Below are 16,945 nucleotides of genomic sequence, written 5' to 3'. Positions count from 1 at the left end.
CGATGTCTAGCCTATTTTAAAATTCGCGGCTTCTTTACCCGCGATGCGGCCGAACACCACGCATTCGGTGAGCGCGCCGCCTCCGATTCGATCTTTGCCGTGCAGACCGCCCGTCGCTTCACCCGCTGCATATAAGCCCGCAATCGACGTTCCGTCGTTTCGCAGTACTTCCGCATACTCGTTAAACGCGAGTCCGCCGCAGCAGTAATGAATGCCGAGTTTTTCTCGGCCGATGTAGTAGGGCGGCTTGTCGATCGTCTGCAAAAGAATCGGCTTTGCGAAATCCTCATCCTTTTGGCAACGCACAAACTCGTTATAGCGGTTCAGTGTTTCTTCAATGTTTTCTGCGGGGCAGCCGATCAGTTTGGCGATTTCTGCTGTATCAGCGCATTTATAGACAGATCCGTTCTCGAGTTTTGTCTCTACCGTCAGACTCTTTTTCGACTTGGCGTCCGTGATTGCCCAAAGAGTTCCATTGGACTGCTTTAAAAGTTCTTTCTGTATGACGGCGTGCGCATTGGCTTCATTGACAAAACGTCTGCCTTCCTGGTTGACGTAGATATCGGCTCCGGAGTAATTCAGCATGCGTCCGCCGAGATAGCAGATCAGCTGGATGTGTTCAAGATCTTTGACCATCGCATTCAGCGGTTTCGCAAGCGAGATCGCGTCTCCGGTCGCGCCGTCAAGGCCTCGTCCGGTCGGATTGGCGGTTGAGCGCATGGCAGGGCTGATATTTCGGTTGACAGCGCGGCACATGCTGATGTTTCCCGTAAAGCCTCCGCAGGCAAGAATCACCGCTTTAGAGCGAATGTATTCTACGTTTCCTTCCGGTGTGCGCATCACAACACCTTCGACCGCGCTTCGGTCCGCATAAGTGAGCAGATCGTTCACGCGGTGCGAGAAGATAAACCGCACTCCGAGTTCGCGAGCGCGCTGATTCAGATGCGTGATGTAGTTGAGTCCGTTGGCGCCGCTGTGTGAGATAAAGCTGCAGACACTGAGGGAGCCGACGGGAAGGTAGGGCTCGGGGTTCCAGCGGACACCCATGCTTTCAAGCCAATCCATAGCGGATTCGCTTTCTTTCATCAGAATTTTTAAAAGCTTCGCGTTGGCCTCAGGTCCGCCGATGACCAGGCTTTCTTTGACCGCATCCTCGACGGTGGTTTTAATTCCGTAGGGCTTGAGCCGCTTTTCGGAAACCGCGCAGAAGGATCCGCTTGCGACTCGGGAGTGGCCGCCGAGGATGGGGAGCTTTTCTATCACTAAGACGTTTTCCGCGCCGTTTTCACGAGCCGATACTGCTGCTGAGAGTCCGGCAAGTCCGGAGCCGACAATGACGACGTCCCAAAGGCGAATGCCGAAGGGAGAGGCAGCAGCCGCGCTCGTTGTTACAGCGCCAAGCGCCAGCGAAGCGCCGAGGCTGAGCAGATTTCGCCTACGCATCCTGCTGATCCTCTTCCTGAATTAAGATCAGCGCCCGCGTGATTTCGGCGACAGAGCTGAGTTCAAGCTTTTCTGCCGCATGTCCGCGGTGCATTTTGACCGTTGCCAGAGAAAGTCCTAGTTTGTCGCCGATTTCTTTATTGGTGAGTCCGTTCACGACTAAATGCAGGACTTCTTTTTCACGTGCGGTCAGGTGGCTGTAACGGCGTTTGAGTTCCAATCTTTCTTTTGCTCTGCGGCTTCTGCTGAAGCCGAGTTCCACCGCCTTTTCCACTTCAGCGTTGAGCCGCTCAGGGTCGGCCGGTTTTTCAAGGAATGTCACCGCGCCTTTTGCCATCGCGTTAACTGCCATTTCAATGTCGCCGTGACCGGAAAGGAAAATAATCGGGAAGTGCTTATAGCCGCGTTCAATCATAATCTGCTGAACTTCCAGGCCGGTAAAGTTCGGCATACGAAAGTCCAAGACCAAACATCCCGGAACGTCCAGATCATCCGAGCGCAGGAATTTTCCCGGTGAGTCATAAGCGACAACTTTCCAGCCCATCGTCTGAAGATAAATCTGGGTGGAGAAGAGAAGACTCGCGTCGTCGTCCACCAGGCGGATCAGCGCTTCGCTTTTATTCATTGTTCATTTCCTTTTGTTTTAATCGGTCAATCAGCAGCTCGGCGATGACGCCGCCTTTTGGTCTGCGTTTAAAGTGCAGACTCGCGCCGTGCATGTCTGCGATTTCTCTGACGATCGAGAGACCGAGCCCCAAGCCTTCGGCTTTTGTTGACTCGGCAGCATGTTCGAGCCGCTCGAAAGCGTCTTCATTGAGCTCTTCACCGTTGTTCCAAATCGTGAGATTCCATTTACTGCCTTTTTCCGTCAGTTCAATTCCGACTTTAGGTTTCTTTACGGCTTTGCTCGCGCTCGCCGCATTACGAATGAGATTCAGAATCAGCAGCTCCAAAGACAGCGGGTCGGCCAGCACATGCGCGGAGAGGCCGTTCGTAATGAACGGGACCAGGGTCTGCGCGTCTTCCTGCTGATGGAAGGTACGGATGGCTTTTTCCACGATCAGATTGAGCTGACAGGGCATCTGCGGCGCCTGTTCCTTGCGCGCGAATTTGCGCACTGAATCGACGATCATTGAGATGCGTTTTGTTTCTGCACTGATGTTGTCGATGATCTGCTTGGACAGATCGTCGCTTTCGAGACTGCCCTTCAGTCTGACATTGAGCACCGCGGCGTAATTAAGGAGCGCGCCTAAGGGCTGCTTTAATTCGTGCGCAATGATGTTGGACATCTGAGAAATCACGCCGGATCGTTCGATATGCGAGAGGCGCTTTCGTCCGGCGATTGCTTCTTTCTCCGCTTTTTCCTTCGCTTTAATCGCGCTGCTCAGTTCCAGCGTCCGCTGATCAACCAAGCGGTGAACGCGCAATTCATTTGCGATTAAAAACAGGAGAATCAGTGTGAGGATCAGCAGTTCGGTTTTATAGCGAAGGAGCAGCGCGCCCGGTGATGTGTCGCGCAGATTTTTGTACATACCAAAACGCAGCCGCCTCATTAAGTCGATTGCGCCGATATAGTCACCGGTAGCCGACCACTCGCTTTCCTCGGTCGGCGGCATGGCAAAGAGCGCACGAATAAAGTCTTTGACGACAGCGTCCGGGGTTCCCTTGAGTGAACTTATCACGAAGCCCGGATAAAGATCTTTCGTTGATCGCCTGCAGTAGAGGGATGCGGCGTCATCCGCTTTATAAAGCGCGACCGGTTTTACGGCGCCGGGGGAGAGCAGACCGTCTCCCTCAAGCATTTCGAGGTAACAGGTCGGGAGGATGCCGACGTCGCTCGCGCCCGAAATCACCTCTTCAATAATTTTGAGAGGATGGTCGCGAACGAAACTTGCGGCTTTAAAAAAGTTATCCGAAGAAAATCCGTGCCGCTCGATTTCGCCAAGCGCGGACCACCAGCCGATCAAAGAGGTGGGATTTTGGGCTGTTACAGTTTTATCCCGCATGTCTTCAAGGGTTCGGATATCTGAGCGGTCGCCTCTCGTGATGAAAAGCGCGCCGTTGTCTCCGCCGGAATTATTCGAGTAGATGCTTTTCAGCGTGGCGATGTCATGGCTGCCGTACTGAGGAGAGGTACTGAGCATAAGGTAGATCTCAGCGGGCGCCATGAGAAAATCCGGTTTGAACTGCTGCAGTTCGACCTCAAGATTTGCGGACGATATGGTGATAAGCGAGAGGTTATACCGATCTCCGAGTGTTTTTTTGAGATATTCAAAGGTCGGGAATACGGTTCTCTCTTTAACTTCTTCCGCGACAGAGCCGATATAACCGATTGTGATATCCGTTTTATCGGGTGCAGAAAGTCCCTCAGCGGAGCATACCGCCGAGAGAAGCAAAGACACAATAAAACAGGAAAGTCGTTTCACAAATCAAGGAATTTCGGTTTGATTTGTTATTTTCGCAAAAGCGAAGAATTTTGACCTGCTGGTTTTCCTTGATATTTTTATGAGATATTTCAGAAGAGGTGGGGGTTTTAGGACGAACTGCTAATAAAAAACCGCCCAAAGGCGGTCTTGTCGTGCAATACGTTAATTAACCTCTGTATTTGTCAAGGTCATAGAAAATATCTTCCTGCGGCAGACGGGATTTCGGACGAGTGCGGTTGTGATCGTCTTCAGCGTCATAGCCGAGTGTGACAAGCAGAACAGAGCGGGCGCCGTACATGTCAAGGTTCAGCACTTTGTCCATCGCCGCTTCATCAAAACCTTCGATCGGCGTTGAATCAATGCCCATAGAGGAAGCACCGTAAAGAAGGGCTGTCATTGCGATGTATGCCTGTTTCTTTTCCCAGTTGAGGGTTTCGCCGACCTGCTCACGCAGGTTAATGAAATACTGACGGCCGTCATAGATTTCCTTTGCCGCTTCTTCGTTGGCGACTCTGCCGTCCTTTGTTTCCTGCTCCAGTAGGCGGTGCTGATATTTGTCAGACAGGCCGTTGCGAACAGCGATCAGGACAAAGTGTGAGCACGTATCTAGGCGAGGCCAGTTGAAATCAGCAACTGCGGGACGAATACGTTTTTTTGCTTCTTCCGATGAACCGGTCAGGAAAATCCACGGCTGGCTGTTGACGGAAGAGGGCGCAAGCTGAAGAATTTTTTTAAGCTTGTCGAAATCCTCGGCTGAGATTGACTTGGACGGGTCAAACTTTTTAGCGGTAAATCGCTTTTCAGATAATTCAAGGAAATCCATTATTCGTTTCTCCAACGTTTAAAAGCAGATGACTGAGTATAGACGTCTTTTGCGCTTTGAGCGTATAGAAAAAGTGCAGTCTGTCGGCTATCCGCTGAGATTTATCGGTCGATGTTATTCAGGAGAAGCACTTTGGCATTGGTCAAACAAGCCTGCATTCGTTAGACTTTTCATATGCGAAACAAATGAAAGCTTTTTTCGGCAAAAAAGTCAGCAATGAAAAGAATACTGGTAACAGGAGCAGACGGCTACATCGGCAATGCGATGGTGCTTGCGCTGCTGAACTATACAAAGCAGTTCGTCGTGCGTGCGGCGGCGCAGAAAGAGTTCGTGCTGAACTCAAAATCCTTTGAAACGGTGCGTCTGGCAAGTTTGGAAGATACTCCGGACTGCCAGAAAGAGTTCGCAGACTGTGACGCCCTCATTCATTGCGAGACTTATGAAACGCTTCGCCAAGGCGGTGACTGGCTCGAAGAAAGCGCTCTGCACAGAATTCATGTGCTCGGTTCCGTCCATTTAGCCAGAGAAGCCTATCGTGCAGGTATCCGCCGCTTTATTTTTATCAGCACGGTTGAAGTGAACGGCGCGTCCACACCGGAGGGAAAGAAATTCTTTGCCGATTCGCTGCCGCGCCCGAGAACTTTGTTCGGCCGTTATATGCATCAGACGGAGAAAGCGATTCAGCAGGTCGGAGAGGAGTCCGGTCTTGAAGTCACGATCATTCGCGTACCGATGGTTTACGGGCCGGGCTGCTCCAATCTTTTTAGTTTTGCCCGCAAGCTGGTTGAATACTGCGTGCCGCTGCCTCTGCTGTGGTGTTCCAAGAACAAGCGCTCGCTTTTATCGATTGATAATCTGACGGACTTCGTGATTAAGTCGCTGGTTCATCCCGCGGCAGCCGGTGAGACCTTTCTGGTTAGTGACGGGCATGATTTGTCGGCGGAAGAGTTTTTCTGTCTGCTCGCCAAATCGCATCGCCGTCCGCCGCTTCTTTGGCCGTTCCCTCCGCTTTTTCTTCGTCTCTTCAACAGTTACATCGGTCGCCAGGCCTGGGAGGATTTCCTTTTTAAGAACCTGGTCGTCGATATTAAAAAGAACATGATTCTTCTCGGCTGGGAGCCTCCGCTGAGTGTGGAGCAGTGCTTCCGCAGGTCCTGGGATGAGCGTTCCGTGGCAGGAACCTCGCATCGCTCGAATTAGAGCATTAGGCGCGAGAAGTCTTTCTTCGGCGTGTACTATAGCCTCGACAATCCTTAATTAGACTAGAAGAAATGGGCGTACTGATTCAAATTATGCTGGCGACACTGCTCTCGTCAGTGCTTTCGATTATTTTGGCCGGGCTGATCAGCTTTAAGTTTCTGGACCAGTACATGAGCAAGATGCTGTGTATTTCAACCGGACTTCTGATCACGGTGGCGTTCACGCATCTTCTTCCGGAAGCGTTTGAAATTCATGAGAATGCGGTTTCTATCGGTTGGACGCTTCTCGTGAGTGTCTTATTCCTTTTTGGTATTGAGTATTACTTCAACAGCCACCACAGCCACACTGATCACGAGGGCACGGTGGTCAGCGAAATGATTGAGAACAGTCGTAAAGGCGCAAAGGGCGGCAATGCAATTCTGATCGGAGATGCATTCCACAATCTGACGGACGGCATTTTGATTGCGAGCGCCTTCATGGTGAGCAACAGCCTCGGCTGGATTACGGCATTTGCGATTATGGCGCATGAAATCCCGCAGGAGGTTGGAGATTTTATGGTTCTGCTGCATTCCGGATTTGAGCGCGCCAACGCTCTGATGTGGAACATCATTTCAGGTCTGACGTCTATGGTTGGCGGCTTGTTCGGCTACTTCCTGCTCGATAAAGTGGAGTGGATGGTGCCGTATGCGTTTGCGATCGCGGCCGCGAGCTTTATTTATATTGCGATGTCGGATCTTCTGCCGGAAATCGCCAGAAAAGAAAAGGCAGAAAGTTTTCTGATCCAGATGCTGTTTATTTTGATTGGTGTCGCAATCGCGGTAGCTGCAACCGGTTCAATGCACGCTCATTAATATCGTTCAGCGGGGAAAGAATCATAAAAGCGCAGGAGGGTTTTAGTAATTCTCCTGCGCTTTGCGCATCTGAATCAGCCGTGCGTAAAAATCAATCCGTGACGACCGGGTTCTCTTCAAAATCGATCCACTGACTGAAAGATCCGGGGTAGAGACGAGAGCCGAACAGTCCACAGTAGTCCATGGCAAAAAGATTGACGCTTGCGTTTACGCCGGAACCACAGGAGTGGATGACCTGCTTTGGAGATTTTCCGTTTAAGAGTGCAAGGAATTCTTTGCGCAGCTCCGGAGCGGATTTAAAGAAACCGTTTTCATCAAAACATTCGGATCCGCTTCTGCAGACGGCTCTGGGGATGTGTCCTGCTTTATGGTCGATTGTTTCTCCGATGCCGTGGAATCGTGTTTCAGGACGTGCGTCAATCAGCATGAATTCATGTGTCTTCAGATTATCCTGAACCTCTTTCATTTGGACAGGAACTTCGAGCGCTTCATGCTCCGTGACGGACTCTGAGGGCTGAGGTTCCAACGGAGTGCCGGTAAGCGGCAGGTTTTTCAGTTTCCAGCCTTTAAGGCCGCCGTTCAAAACGGCGACACGTTCATATCCGAGCCAGCGCAGCTCATACCAGAGACGCGTGGAAAAGCCGAGGCCGCCCTGATCATAGATAACGATCTGCTTAGAGGAATCGACGCCGAAAGCCTGCATATTCTTTTCAAACGCGGCCCGATCCGGCATCGGGTGCCGCCCAGTTCCTTTGGCGACTTTGCCGGTCACGTATTTGTCAAAGTCAATAAAGACGGCACCGGGGATGTGTTCGACTGCGTAATTCTTTTTGCCGATATCCGGTTCGGTAATGCTGCAGGAAGCGTCGAGCACAAGCAAATTGTCGGATTTGGAAATTTTCTGATTAACCAGAAGCGCATGAAGTTCATGCGGTTCGATGAGTGTGGTGTAAATCATTGCCTGACCTTTGAATTTAATATTCAGGATTTTATTACCGGCAATTTCTCAGTACAACGCAATGCGAATCGTATTCGGAAGGCAAGTCGTCAGTCTCATTTTGATTTTATGAAGCTGCCGCATCTTCTGAGACTGTTAAATTCATGAAACAGTCTCTAAAACTACCGATTCTTTGGTATTTAGGTGCCATATTGTAAGAATAGGACGATAATCGCAGCAATTTGTCATATTATCTAGCCATATCATCAGTAGAATTTGCATTGATTAAAAAGAACATCGGAATATGAGCAAGCAAAACAGCGCAAACGCGTCGGATGACGACATTAAAGAAATGAGCTTTGAAGCCGCACTCAAGGAGCTCGAATCTCTCTCTGAAAAAATGAGTCAGGGCGGACTTTCTTTGCAGGAGTCTGTCGAGGCCTACTCTCGCGGCGCAAAACTGAAGCAGCATTGTTCGCAGCTTCTGAAGGCAGCTGAAGAAAAAATCCGAGTCATCGACGCTGCGATGAAAGAAGATGACATTGAAGAGCTCGATGACGACGGTCTATTCTAGTTAAATATGATGTCCTCAGCCTTTAATGATTGGGTTAAGACCCGACAGGCGCGTGTAGAAGAGACCGCTTGCAAAAATCTCCCCAAGGCCGACTTATTTCCCGAGCCGCTTCATGAAGCGATGCGTTATTCGGTGCTCGGAGGCGGAAAAAGAGTTCGTCCACTGCTGGTGTATGCCGTCGGCGAAATGCTTGGGGCAAAGTCCTCTGATCTTGATCTGACCGCACTCGCGATTGAATGTGTTCACTCTTACTCATTGATCCATGACGATATGCCGTGCATGGACAACGATATGCTTCGTCACGGCAAACCCACGACGCACGCGCGCTTTGGTGAAGCGATGGCGATGCTTGCGGGTGACGCGCTTCAGCCGGAAGCCTTCTGCATCCTGAGTAAGACCGAACTGCCCGCCGAACGTAAGGTTCTCCTGGTAGAGCACTTGGCGCAGGCCTCATCCACACGAGGAATGTGCGGAGGGCAGGCGATCGATCTCTCGATGGTCGGTAAAAAGATGACGCTTGAAGAGCTTCGCCGCATGCATGCGATGAAAACCGGCGCGCTTCTTCTGTGTTCCGTGCTGATGGGCGCGGCCTGCGGCAAAGAAAGAGCTGACGAAGAGGCGATACTTGCATCGCTGAAGGAATACGGAACCGCGATCGGTCTTGCTTTCCAGATTGTTGACGATATCCTTGATGTCACGGCCGATACGGCGCTTTTAGGAAAGACGGCAGGAAAGGATGCGAAGGAAGATAAACCGACTTATGTCAGTCTGCTCGGGCTCGAATCCGCAAAAGAAATGGCCAAAGAACAGTACGAGAAAGCCTGTCATGCCTTAGAGCAGCTTCCCGACGATCTTCCCGGAAAAGAAAGACTTCGTGAGATCGCGTATTTCATTGTGGGAAGGAATTACTAGCGGGATTAACGATGAGCACACTTTTAGAAAACATCAACAGTCCTGCCGATGTCAAGAAGCTCACGATGCCGGAGCTCAAGCAGCTTGCGCGTGAGCTGCGCGAATTTATTATCGAAAGCGTTTCCAAGACCGGCGGACATCTCTCGTCCTCCTTAGGATGTGTTGAACTCGCGATCGCGATTCATTATGTATTTGAGACGCCGGAGGACAGACTGATTTGGGACGTCGGTCATCAGGCGTACGCGCACAAGATTCTGACGGGAAGAAGAGACCGCATGTTGACGCTTCGTCAGTACAAAGGGCTCTCGGGCTTTCCCAAACGCAGCGAAAGTCCTTATGACGCTTTCGGAGCAGGACACTCTTCAACTTCAATTTCCGCCGCGCTTGGCATGGCGGTAGCCGCTCGAGCGCAGGGCAAAACAGACCGCAGTCATGTGGCTGTCATCGGTGACGGCGCAATGACGGCCGGTATGGTTTTTGAAGCGCTGAACTGTGCCGGAGATATGAAGGATATTCGTCTCCTCGTGATTCTCAACGATAACGACTGCTCGATTTCCGCTCCGGTCGGCGCGCTGAATAAACACTTCACAAAGCTGATGAGCGGAAGGTTTTACGCTCAGGCCCGAGACATCGGCAAAGCCATTGTTCGGCCTTTCCCGAAACTCTTTGATTTAACGAGAAGGGCGGAGGAATACAGTAAAGGCATGGTGTCTCCTCAGTCGACGCTCTTTGAAGAATTCGGACTGAATTACCACGGACCGATTGACGGGCATGATCTTGAGGCCTTGATTCCGGTCCTTCAGAACATGAAGGCGCTTCCCGGTCCGCTTGTTCTGCACGTAGTGACGGAAAAGGGCCGAGGCTATGAACCGGCGGTGCACAATCCGACCAAATATCACGGGATTTCGCCCTTTGATGCCTCCAAAGGACTTGTGAGCTCACCGCACGCAAAAACCTATACGGAAGTGTTCAGTGACTTCCTGATGGACATTGCCAAAGAGGACGAGCGGGTGGTCGCGATTACTCCGGCGATGGAAGAAGGATCCGGATTGGTTGAATTCGCCAGGACTTATCCCAAGCGTTTCTTTGACGTGGCAATTGCCGAGCAGCATGCCGCAACCTTTGCCGCAGGGCTGGCAGCCGAGGGTTTAAAACCGATTTGCTGCTATTACTCGACATTCTCCCAGAGAGCATTTGATCAGATCGTGCATGATGTCGCGCTGCAGAATCTTCCGGTGCTCTTTGCGATGGATCGCGGAGGACTGGTTGGCGCTGACGGCGCAACACACCACGGATCTTTTGATTTGTCGTTCCTGCGCTGCATTCCCAACATCGTGATCATGGCGCCTTCCAACGAAAACGACTGCAGACAGATGCTGTATACGGGTTATATGCTTGATCAGCCGGTTGTTGTGCGCTATCCGAGAGGCAAAGGGCCGGGTGTTCCGATCGAAAAGCAAATGCATGCCATAGAGATAGGAAAAGCTGTGAAAGTCCGCAGCTGCGGGGCTGCCGCAGGCAGGAGATGCGCCATTCTCGCGTTTGGCAGCATGGTTGAAGAAGCGCTTCAGATTGCCGATGAAATTGACGCGACGGTCTATGACATGCGTTTTGTGAAGCCGATTGATCGGCAGGCAGTGACCGAAGCGGTTAAAGAGCATGACTTAGTCGTCACAATGGAGGAGAATGTTGTCATTGGCGGTGCCGGAGACGCATGCCTTGAAACTCTTGCCTCCGAGGGTATTAAAGCGGACGTGCTTCAAATTGGAATTCCGGATCGATTCATTGAGCAGGGTACGCAAATGCAACTCTGGCATGATTGCGGCATGAATAAAGAAAGCGTTTTAAAGCAAATACAGGAAAGACTCAAACTTGAGCAAGCGGAGCCTTAAATGGAATTTTTGAAAGATGCAGATCTGAGAAAGCTGAACACCTTTGGCGTTAACGCCCGTGCGGCCTACTTCGCTGAAGTTAAGTCGATTGACGACTTGATTGCGGTGCGCGAGGAGATGCTGAAAAATCCAGTCGAATCTTTTATGGTGCTCGGCGGAGGCTCCAATGTTTTGTTTAAGGAAGATTATCCGGGTCTGGTTCTGCGGATGATGATTCCCGGCATGGATATTTTCCATGAGGACGCGGACTCTTACGTTGTCAAGGCGGGCGCCGGTGAAGTCTGGCACAGTTTCATTGTTCGTTTGCTGGACGCCGGAATTGCAGGACTTGAGAATCTTGCACTGATTCCGGGCACGGTCGGTGCGGCTCCCATTCAGAATATCGGGGCCTACGGCGCTGAAGCCGCTGAACGGATTGAATCTGTTGAGGTTTTTGATATCAACAGCGGAGAAATCCGAGAGCTGACGACGGAAGAATGTGACTTCGGATATCGCAGCTCGATTTTCAAGAAAAAAGAAAACCATCATCTCATTATCACGGGTGTGACGTTCCGTTTCCCGAAGAAATGGCAGCCCAACATCGGCTATAAAGCTTTGGCTGAAGAAATCGAAATCAACCGTTTCCCCGAATTACGGCCTGAAGACGTGTTTTCCTGTGTAGTCGCACTGCGCAGAAGAAAACTTCCGGATCCTTCGAAGGTTGGCAATGCAGGCAGCTTCTTTAAGAATCCGACTGTCGAGCGCGATCTGTTTTCGAAGCTTCTGAGAACGAATCCCTCCGTGGTTTCTTATCCGCTTGCGGGCGGCAAGTACAAGCTTTCGGCGGCCTGGCTTATTGAACAGGCCGGTCTGCGCGGCTACCGTATGGGCGATGTTGGAGTTTGGGAAAAGCAGCCGCTTGTTCTTGTTAACTACGGACATGCTACCGGTGAAGATATTTATGCACTTGCGCAGGACGTGCGTCTTCGTGTCAAGAACTGCTTCTCGATCAAGCTTGAACCGGAAGTCAATATTATTTAATCAGATTTTGTTCAATTTATTCGGCGCCCATTGCGGCGCCATATTTTTTGAACGAGACTTTGTGATGTCGTCTAAATAATTCCTAGCTCCTTTCCAATGTCCCGTCTATATGGCGTTACGCGGTTTTGGGATCGAGACTCGAACAGCGCCAGCGGCTCCGATTTACGAAGAAAAAACTTAATAAAAACTAAGATAATTTCCCTATATTCATTTGTCATTTTCTTGTGTATTTTGTCCGTTGCCTATGAGATGAATAACTAAATGACCAAAGAACAGCAGACCACACCAGGAGGAATCACCCGCGCAGTATGTGCTTGCGCGTTCGCTTTGTTCCACCTGCTTTCTGCTGAAACTCATGCGTCCGTCAAAAATCAGCCGACCGTGCGTCTGGCGGTAGTGAACACCTTCGGAAATAACTTTTCTGTTCGCTATTTCAACGGTACGGTCAACGCAATCGCGAAATCGCTGGACGGGCGCCGTCTCATCGTCCAGCTCTACAATCAGGACGAATATCTAAAAGCGGCTAAAGAGAACAAATTTGATCTTTCTATTGCTTCGAGCGGTCTGACAGCAGTCATGATGGATACGCTCGGCGGGACTCCGCTTCTGACCCTTGTGCACGCAAGAACGCCGAACCCGAACAAGGCCAACGGCGGCGTCATTATCGCCAACGCGAAGAATGGCAATATCAATAGCATAAGAGACTTAAAGGGCAAGAGTCTTGTTGTGATGAGTAAAAAGGCTTTTGCGGGCTACATGATTCCCATGCACGAGCTTGAGCGGCAGGGTCTGAATCCGGAAAATACCTTCCGCAGCATCACGGAAGCGCGCGAACCAATGACACGCCTTGCGGAGAAGGTGAGGGACAACGAGTTCGATGTCGCCTTTTTAGCCAGCTGCGTACTCGAAAATATGGAGCAGGAAGGCACTCTGAAACCGAACGAGATCAAGGTCATCAATCCTCAAAACAGTGCGGACTTTTACTGTCAGCATTCCACGGAACTGTATCCGGGTTGGATTCTGTCTGCTCGCTCGAGCCTGCCGGCGACAATGGTGCGAAAGATCGTAATTTCGCTTCTGGAAATGCCGGTCGGAAAATCCAACGGCGAATACTGGACCATTGCAAACGATTATCAGGAAATGAACACTCTGCTGCGCCGAATGGAGCAGAGAGAATTCATGGAAAGGGATATTCCCTGGCTGATCAGGCGTTATAAGCACTACATTCTTTCGGCTGTTCTCTTCCTTTTATTTATTTTGGCAAATTGGATGTACCTTGCTTATGCCGTTCGCAAGCGGACGAAAGAGCTGAAGGACACGGTGGAAGAGAACCTCGCCTTTGAAAGAGAAAACTTAAAAATTAAAGATCGATTTGAGTCGTTACAGCGCGTTAACTCGATTGCCATGATTTCCACCATGGTGGCTCATGAACTCAAGCAGCCGCTTGCCGTCATCAACAACTATGCCGAAGGGCTGGGAAGAAGAATCACGAAGGGCCGCTTTAAAACGCCGCAGGAAATTCTGCCGATTATCGAAGAGATTCGCAGCGAGGGGCAACGAGCATCAAGTATTATCGATCTCGTAAGAAGATTCGGAAAAAAGGATAAGCACGAAAGACAGACATTCGATCTGGGTGATTTAACCGCCGAGACTGTTGACATGCTTATTCGTGTCGGAACGCTGACAACCGGCTACGAATTAAAGTGCGGCAAAAACATTCTGGTGACTGCAGATCGTTTAAACATTGAGGTAGTTATCATTAACCTCATTAAAAACGCTGTGGAAGCCTGCCGAGCTGAAGCGAGCCCGATGGTGGTCATCAGTGTTTCCGCCAAAGATCAGGATGCCGAGATCATTGTCGAAGACAACGGTCCAGAAATTTCGGACGAACAGTTTGAAAAAATGAAGTTTGTCGGGAACTCGACTAAAAAAGACGGACTCGGCTTGGGCCTTGCCATTGTGCATGAACTGATTGAAGCGCATGGCGGCTCTCTGGTACTGAAGAGAAAAAAAGAAGGAGGCTTGATTTGTGTCGTTCGGCTTCCGAGATGTGAGGAGAAGGAGTAAATGGATTTAAAACAAATTCAGGAGCAATGTTTAGTTCGCATCGTTGATGATGATGAGGCGATGCGAAAGTCGTGGAATTTCCTCATTGAAGGAGAAGGTTGGAAAACGAGCTGCTATGCAGGCGCTTTCCGCTTCCTGGAGGAAGACGACGACAGCCTTCCGGGGTGCGTGATTCTTGACGTTCGCATGCCGAACATGAGCGGCATTGAACTTCAGCGCATCATGGGCATTCAGAGCAACCACCTTCCGATCATTTTTGTTTCCGCGCACGGCGATATTGATATGGCAGTACAGGCGCTTAAAGACGGAGCATTTGATTTTCTGCCGAAACCGGTGAGCGCGGAGCGTCTGCTCGCGGCTATTGAAAAAGCCTGTTTAATCAGCTGTGAACTGCATGAGAGCGAACAGAGAGAAAAAGCAGCAAGAGATAATTTCAATTCTCTGACGCAGCGCGAGAAAATGGTCGCGCGCAAGGTAGCGCTCGGACTTCTCAATAAACAGATCGCCGACGAGCTTGATATCAGCGAAAAGACCGTTCAGGCGCATCGCGGCGCGGTCTGCCGTAAACTTGGCGTCAAGAGCGCGGTTGGTGTCGCGGCAATTCTTCGCATCATTCACGAAGATGCCGGCGACGGAGAAATCGCAAGATAAAGGAAAGGCCGGGAAGAACCCGGCCTCTGAGTTTGTTTTACTCGTCAAGCTTTCCAAGAAGCAGATATTCCATAATCGCTTTTTGGATATGCATACGGTTTTCAGCTTCATCCCAAACGACCGACTGAGGACCGTCAATCACTTCTGCTGAGACTTCCTGTCCGCGGTAAGCAGGCAGACAGTGCATGAACATAGCGTCCTTTTTTGCGGCGCTCATGACTTCAGGCGTCACTTGCCAGCGGGCAAAGTTGCCTAAACGCTTTTCATTGTCTTCATCGTATCCGGTGGATTTCCAGGTGTCTGTTGTGACGATATCGACACCGGCGGCCGCTTCCATCGGGTCCTGGAAAAACTCCAGGCAGCTTCTGTCCTTAGGCAGCTGAGATGTATTGAGCTTAAAGCCGATCGGGGCCGAGATATTGACCTTGAATCCCAGAATCGAAGCAGCGTTCAGCCAAGAGTACAGCACGTTATTAGCTGCGCCGATCCACGCGACGGTTTTTCCGGTAATCGGACCGCGCTGTTCCATGTACGTCATGATGTCGCCCATGATTTGGCACGGATGCGATTCATTGGTCAGGCCGTTAATCACAGGCACCAGGGAGCAGCTCGCAAACTCTTCCAGTCTCTCATGCATCGCGGTGCGGATCATGACGATGTCGACCATGCGTGAGATGACTCTAGCGGTGTCCTGCATGGATTCCGCGTTGCGCAGCTGCATGTCGGCGCTGTTGAGGTAAATGCAGGTGCCTCCGAGCTGATCGAATCCGGCTTCAAAAGAAACGCGTGTTCGAGTGCTCGCCTTTTCAAAAATCATGGCAAGCACTCGGCCCTTAAAGGGACGGTAGATTTCACCGGATTCGAAGCGGCGTTTTAAGTACAGACCGCGCTTTAAGATGTAATCAAGCTCTTCAGCAGAAAAGTCTTTGATTGCAAGGAAATTTTTGTGCATTCCACACCTGTTTAGATCTTGGGAAGAGCAAGGAAGGCGCGGATGACCGGCGTAATGCGCTTAACGATTTCATCGGCTTCAGCCTCTGTCAGAATCAGCGGCGGAACCAGGCGAATCACGTTGCCTGCTGTCACGCTGAATGTCAGACCGGCTTTAAGAGCGGGTTCTAAAATATCGTGCGCGTCACGATCAAGCACAATGCCGAGCATCAGCCCCTTGCCGCGGATCTCCAGAACACCGGAGAAACCGTTTAAGGATTTGGACAAGGCTTTTTTAAGCTTCTTGCCGACTTCGAAGGCGTTGTCGACGAGCTTTTCTTCTTCAATGATGGAAAGCGTTTCAAGCGCGGCGCGCATGGCAAGCGGGTTGCCGCCGAAGGTGGAGCCGTGGTTGCCGGGTTTGAGGATGTTGGCTTTTTCGCTGACAACAACCGCGCCGACGGGAACGCCGCCCGCAAGACCTTTGGCAAGCGTCATGACATCCGGTTTGACTTCAGCCCACTGATGAGCGAACCATTTGCCGGAGCGTCCGACGCCGGACTGGATTTCGTCGCACATCATAAGGATGTCGTTCTGATCGCAGAGTTCTCTGAGACCGCGCATGTAGCTGAGTTCAAGCGGAATTACGCCGCCTTCGCCGAGAATCGGTTCAAAGAGGATGGCAACGACGTTTTTGTCTTCCTTGACGATCTTCTCGACTTCTTCGAGATTACCTTCTTCAACAGGAATGAAGCCCTCTGTGTAAGGAGAGAAGTCCGCTTTGACCGAGGGGTTGCCTGTCGCCGACAGAGTCGCGATGGAGCGGCCGTGGAAGGCGTGCTTCATGACGATAATGTGGGGTACGTCGATTCCTTTGAGGTGTCCGAATTTACGAGCGATTTTGATGGCGCATTCGTTGGCTTCGAGACCGCTGTTGCAGAAAAAGACGGCGTCCAGACCGGAGTGTTCGACGAGTTTCTCGGCTACCTGTTCCTGAAGATCGATGTTGAAATAGTTCGAGCAGTGGATCAGTTTCGCGGCCTGATCTGAAATCGCTCTGACCAGACGGGGATGAGCATGACCGACCGAATTAACAGCGATTCCGGCAAGGGCGTCAAGATATTTATTTCCTTCCTTATCCCAGAGCCAGACTCCCTGTCCGTGATCAAAAGAAATGGGAAGGCGCCCGTAGTTGTTCATCAAATGCGACATGTCGATG

The 16,945-nt window shown here is 50.9% G+C and carries 15 protein-coding genes; 8 read left to right on the top strand and 7 right to left on the bottom strand.

Annotated features, from left to right (window positions below; translation table 11 throughout):
- Positions 1 to 6 precede the first annotated feature (6 nt).
- The 4 genes from AC6I1F_RS08105 to AC6I1F_RS08090 all read right to left on the bottom strand — a co-directional run bounded on the left by AC6I1F_RS08105 (position 7) and on the right by AC6I1F_RS08090 (position 4,692).
- A complete protein-coding gene (locus tag AC6I1F_RS08105; RefSeq protein ID WP_289185587.1) occupies positions 7 to 1,443 on the bottom strand; it encodes an FAD-dependent oxidoreductase in 1,437 nt (478 codons plus the stop codon).
- Positions 1,436 to 2,068: a response regulator transcription factor gene (locus tag AC6I1F_RS08100; protein ID WP_160336127.1), complete on the bottom strand. Its 633-nt coding sequence runs from the start codon at positions 2,066 to 2,068 to the stop codon at positions 1,436 to 1,438. The genes AC6I1F_RS08105 and AC6I1F_RS08100 overlap by 8 nt, the downstream gene beginning before the upstream one ends.
- Positions 2,061 to 3,869, bottom strand: a complete 1,809-nt coding sequence (locus AC6I1F_RS08095) for a sensor histidine kinase (protein WP_288319858.1) — start codon at positions 3,867 to 3,869, stop codon at positions 2,061 to 2,063. The genes AC6I1F_RS08100 and AC6I1F_RS08095 overlap by 8 nt, the downstream gene beginning before the upstream one ends.
- Before the next feature lie 166 nt (positions 3,870 to 4,035).
- A complete protein-coding gene (locus AC6I1F_RS08090) occupies positions 4,036 to 4,692 on the bottom strand; it encodes a nitroreductase family protein (protein WP_160336126.1) in 657 nt (218 codons plus the stop codon).
- 216 nt (positions 4,693 to 4,908) lie between these two features.
- On the opposite strand from AC6I1F_RS08090, the gene AC6I1F_RS08085 reads away from it, so the two are divergent.
- Entirely contained in the window at positions 4,909 to 5,892 is a 984-nt protein-coding gene (locus AC6I1F_RS08085; RefSeq protein ID WP_160336125.1) for an NAD-dependent epimerase/dehydratase family protein, read from the top strand.
- 71 nt (positions 5,893 to 5,963) lie between these two features.
- Positions 5,964 to 6,743: a ZIP family metal transporter gene (locus AC6I1F_RS08080; protein ID WP_160336124.1), complete on the top strand. Its 780-nt coding sequence runs from the start codon at positions 5,964 to 5,966 to the stop codon at positions 6,741 to 6,743.
- A 91-nt stretch (positions 6,744 to 6,834) separates the two neighbouring features.
- Here the strand turns inward: AC6I1F_RS08080 and AC6I1F_RS08075 are convergent, their stop codons facing one another.
- Positions 6,835 to 7,701 carry a sulfurtransferase gene (locus AC6I1F_RS08075; RefSeq protein WP_160336123.1) on the bottom strand — a complete coding sequence of 289 codons (867 nt, stop codon included), beginning with the start codon at positions 7,699 to 7,701 and terminating at the stop codon, positions 6,835 to 6,837.
- Positions 7,702 to 7,984: 283 nt separating this feature from the next.
- Between AC6I1F_RS08075 and xseB the strand changes: the two genes are divergently transcribed.
- From xseB to AC6I1F_RS08045, 6 genes are all read left to right on the top strand, one after another.
- Complete coding sequence (gene xseB, locus AC6I1F_RS08070) at positions 7,985 to 8,254, top strand: exodeoxyribonuclease VII small subunit (RefSeq protein ID WP_237178818.1); 270 nt, start codon at positions 7,985 to 7,987, stop codon at positions 8,252 to 8,254.
- Between the two features lie 9 nt (positions 8,255 to 8,263).
- A complete protein-coding gene (locus tag AC6I1F_RS08065) occupies positions 8,264 to 9,166 on the top strand; it encodes a polyprenyl synthetase family protein (RefSeq protein ID WP_160336135.1) in 903 nt (300 codons plus the stop codon).
- A gap of 11 nt (positions 9,167 to 9,177) precedes the next feature.
- The gene (dxs, locus tag AC6I1F_RS08060) at positions 9,178 to 11,058 is read left to right on the top strand and encodes a 1-deoxy-D-xylulose-5-phosphate synthase (protein ID WP_160336122.1); all 1,881 of its coding nucleotides are present in this window, start codon (positions 9,178 to 9,180) and stop codon (positions 11,056 to 11,058) included.
- A complete protein-coding gene (gene murB / locus AC6I1F_RS08055) occupies positions 11,059 to 12,078 on the top strand; it encodes a UDP-N-acetylmuramate dehydrogenase (protein ID WP_160336121.1) in 1,020 nt (339 codons plus the stop codon).
- 261 nt (positions 12,079 to 12,339) lie between these two features.
- The gene (locus tag AC6I1F_RS08050; protein WP_160336120.1) at positions 12,340 to 14,145 is read left to right on the top strand and encodes a sensor histidine kinase; all 1,806 of its coding nucleotides are present in this window, start codon (positions 12,340 to 12,342) and stop codon (positions 14,143 to 14,145) included.
- Complete coding sequence (locus AC6I1F_RS08045) at positions 14,146 to 14,796, top strand: response regulator transcription factor (protein WP_160336119.1); 651 nt, start codon at positions 14,146 to 14,148, stop codon at positions 14,794 to 14,796.
- 37 nt (positions 14,797 to 14,833) lie between these two features.
- Here AC6I1F_RS08045 and argF read toward each other — a convergent pair whose 3' ends face one another.
- Together argF and AC6I1F_RS08035 are read right to left on the bottom strand one after the other, a co-directional pair.
- Entirely contained in the window at positions 14,834 to 15,748 is a 915-nt protein-coding gene (gene argF / locus AC6I1F_RS08040; protein ID WP_160336118.1) for an ornithine carbamoyltransferase, read from the bottom strand.
- Positions 15,749 to 15,759: 11 nt separating this feature from the next.
- Entirely contained in the window at positions 15,760 to 16,938 is a 1,179-nt protein-coding gene (locus AC6I1F_RS08035; protein WP_160336117.1) for an aspartate aminotransferase family protein, read from the bottom strand.
- Positions 16,939 to 16,945: the final 7 nt, after the last annotated feature.

The sequence above is a fragment of the Parasutterella sp. St.1A3 genome, from assembly GCF_059728705.1.
Note: the sequence above shows the minus strand (reverse complement) of the source record. Positions and strands in the feature narration are given on the sequence as shown.

Excerpts from the sequence above, each read along its gene's own strand:
- AC6I1F_RS08105 (WP_289185587.1), bottom strand. The coding sequence starts at position 1,443 with ATGCGTAGGCGAAATCTGCTCAGCCTCGGCGCTTCGCTGGCGCTTGGC.
- AC6I1F_RS08100 (WP_160336127.1), bottom strand. The coding sequence starts at position 2,068 with ATGAATAAAAGCGAAGCGCTGATCCGCCTGGTGGACGACGACGCGAGT.
- AC6I1F_RS08090 (WP_160336126.1), bottom strand. The coding sequence starts at position 4,692 with ATGGATTTCCTTGAATTATCTGAAAAGCGATTTACCGCTAAAAAGTTT.
- AC6I1F_RS08085 (WP_160336125.1), top strand. The coding sequence starts at position 4,909 with ATGAAAAGAATACTGGTAACAGGAGCAGACGGCTACATCGGCAATGCG.
- AC6I1F_RS08080 (WP_160336124.1), top strand. The coding sequence starts at position 5,964 with ATGGGCGTACTGATTCAAATTATGCTGGCGACACTGCTCTCGTCAGTG.
- AC6I1F_RS08075 (WP_160336123.1), bottom strand. The coding sequence starts at position 7,701 with ATGATTTACACCACACTCATCGAACCGCATGAACTTCATGCGCTTCTG.
- xseB (WP_237178818.1), top strand. The coding sequence starts at position 7,985 with ATGAGCAAGCAAAACAGCGCAAACGCGTCGGATGACGACATTAAAGAA.
- AC6I1F_RS08065 (WP_160336135.1), top strand. The coding sequence starts at position 8,264 with ATGTCCTCAGCCTTTAATGATTGGGTTAAGACCCGACAGGCGCGTGTA.
- dxs (WP_160336122.1), top strand. The coding sequence starts at position 9,178 with ATGAGCACACTTTTAGAAAACATCAACAGTCCTGCCGATGTCAAGAAG.
- murB (WP_160336121.1), top strand. The coding sequence starts at position 11,059 with ATGGAATTTTTGAAAGATGCAGATCTGAGAAAGCTGAACACCTTTGGC.
- AC6I1F_RS08050 (WP_160336120.1), top strand. The coding sequence starts at position 12,340 with ATGACCAAAGAACAGCAGACCACACCAGGAGGAATCACCCGCGCAGTA.
- AC6I1F_RS08045 (WP_160336119.1), top strand. The coding sequence starts at position 14,146 with ATGGATTTAAAACAAATTCAGGAGCAATGTTTAGTTCGCATCGTTGAT.
- argF (WP_160336118.1), bottom strand. The coding sequence starts at position 15,748 with ATGCACAAAAATTTCCTTGCAATCAAAGACTTTTCTGCTGAAGAGCTT.
- AC6I1F_RS08035 (WP_160336117.1), bottom strand. The coding sequence starts at position 16,938 with ATGTCGCATTTGATGAACAACTACGGGCGCCTTCCCATTTCTTTTGAT.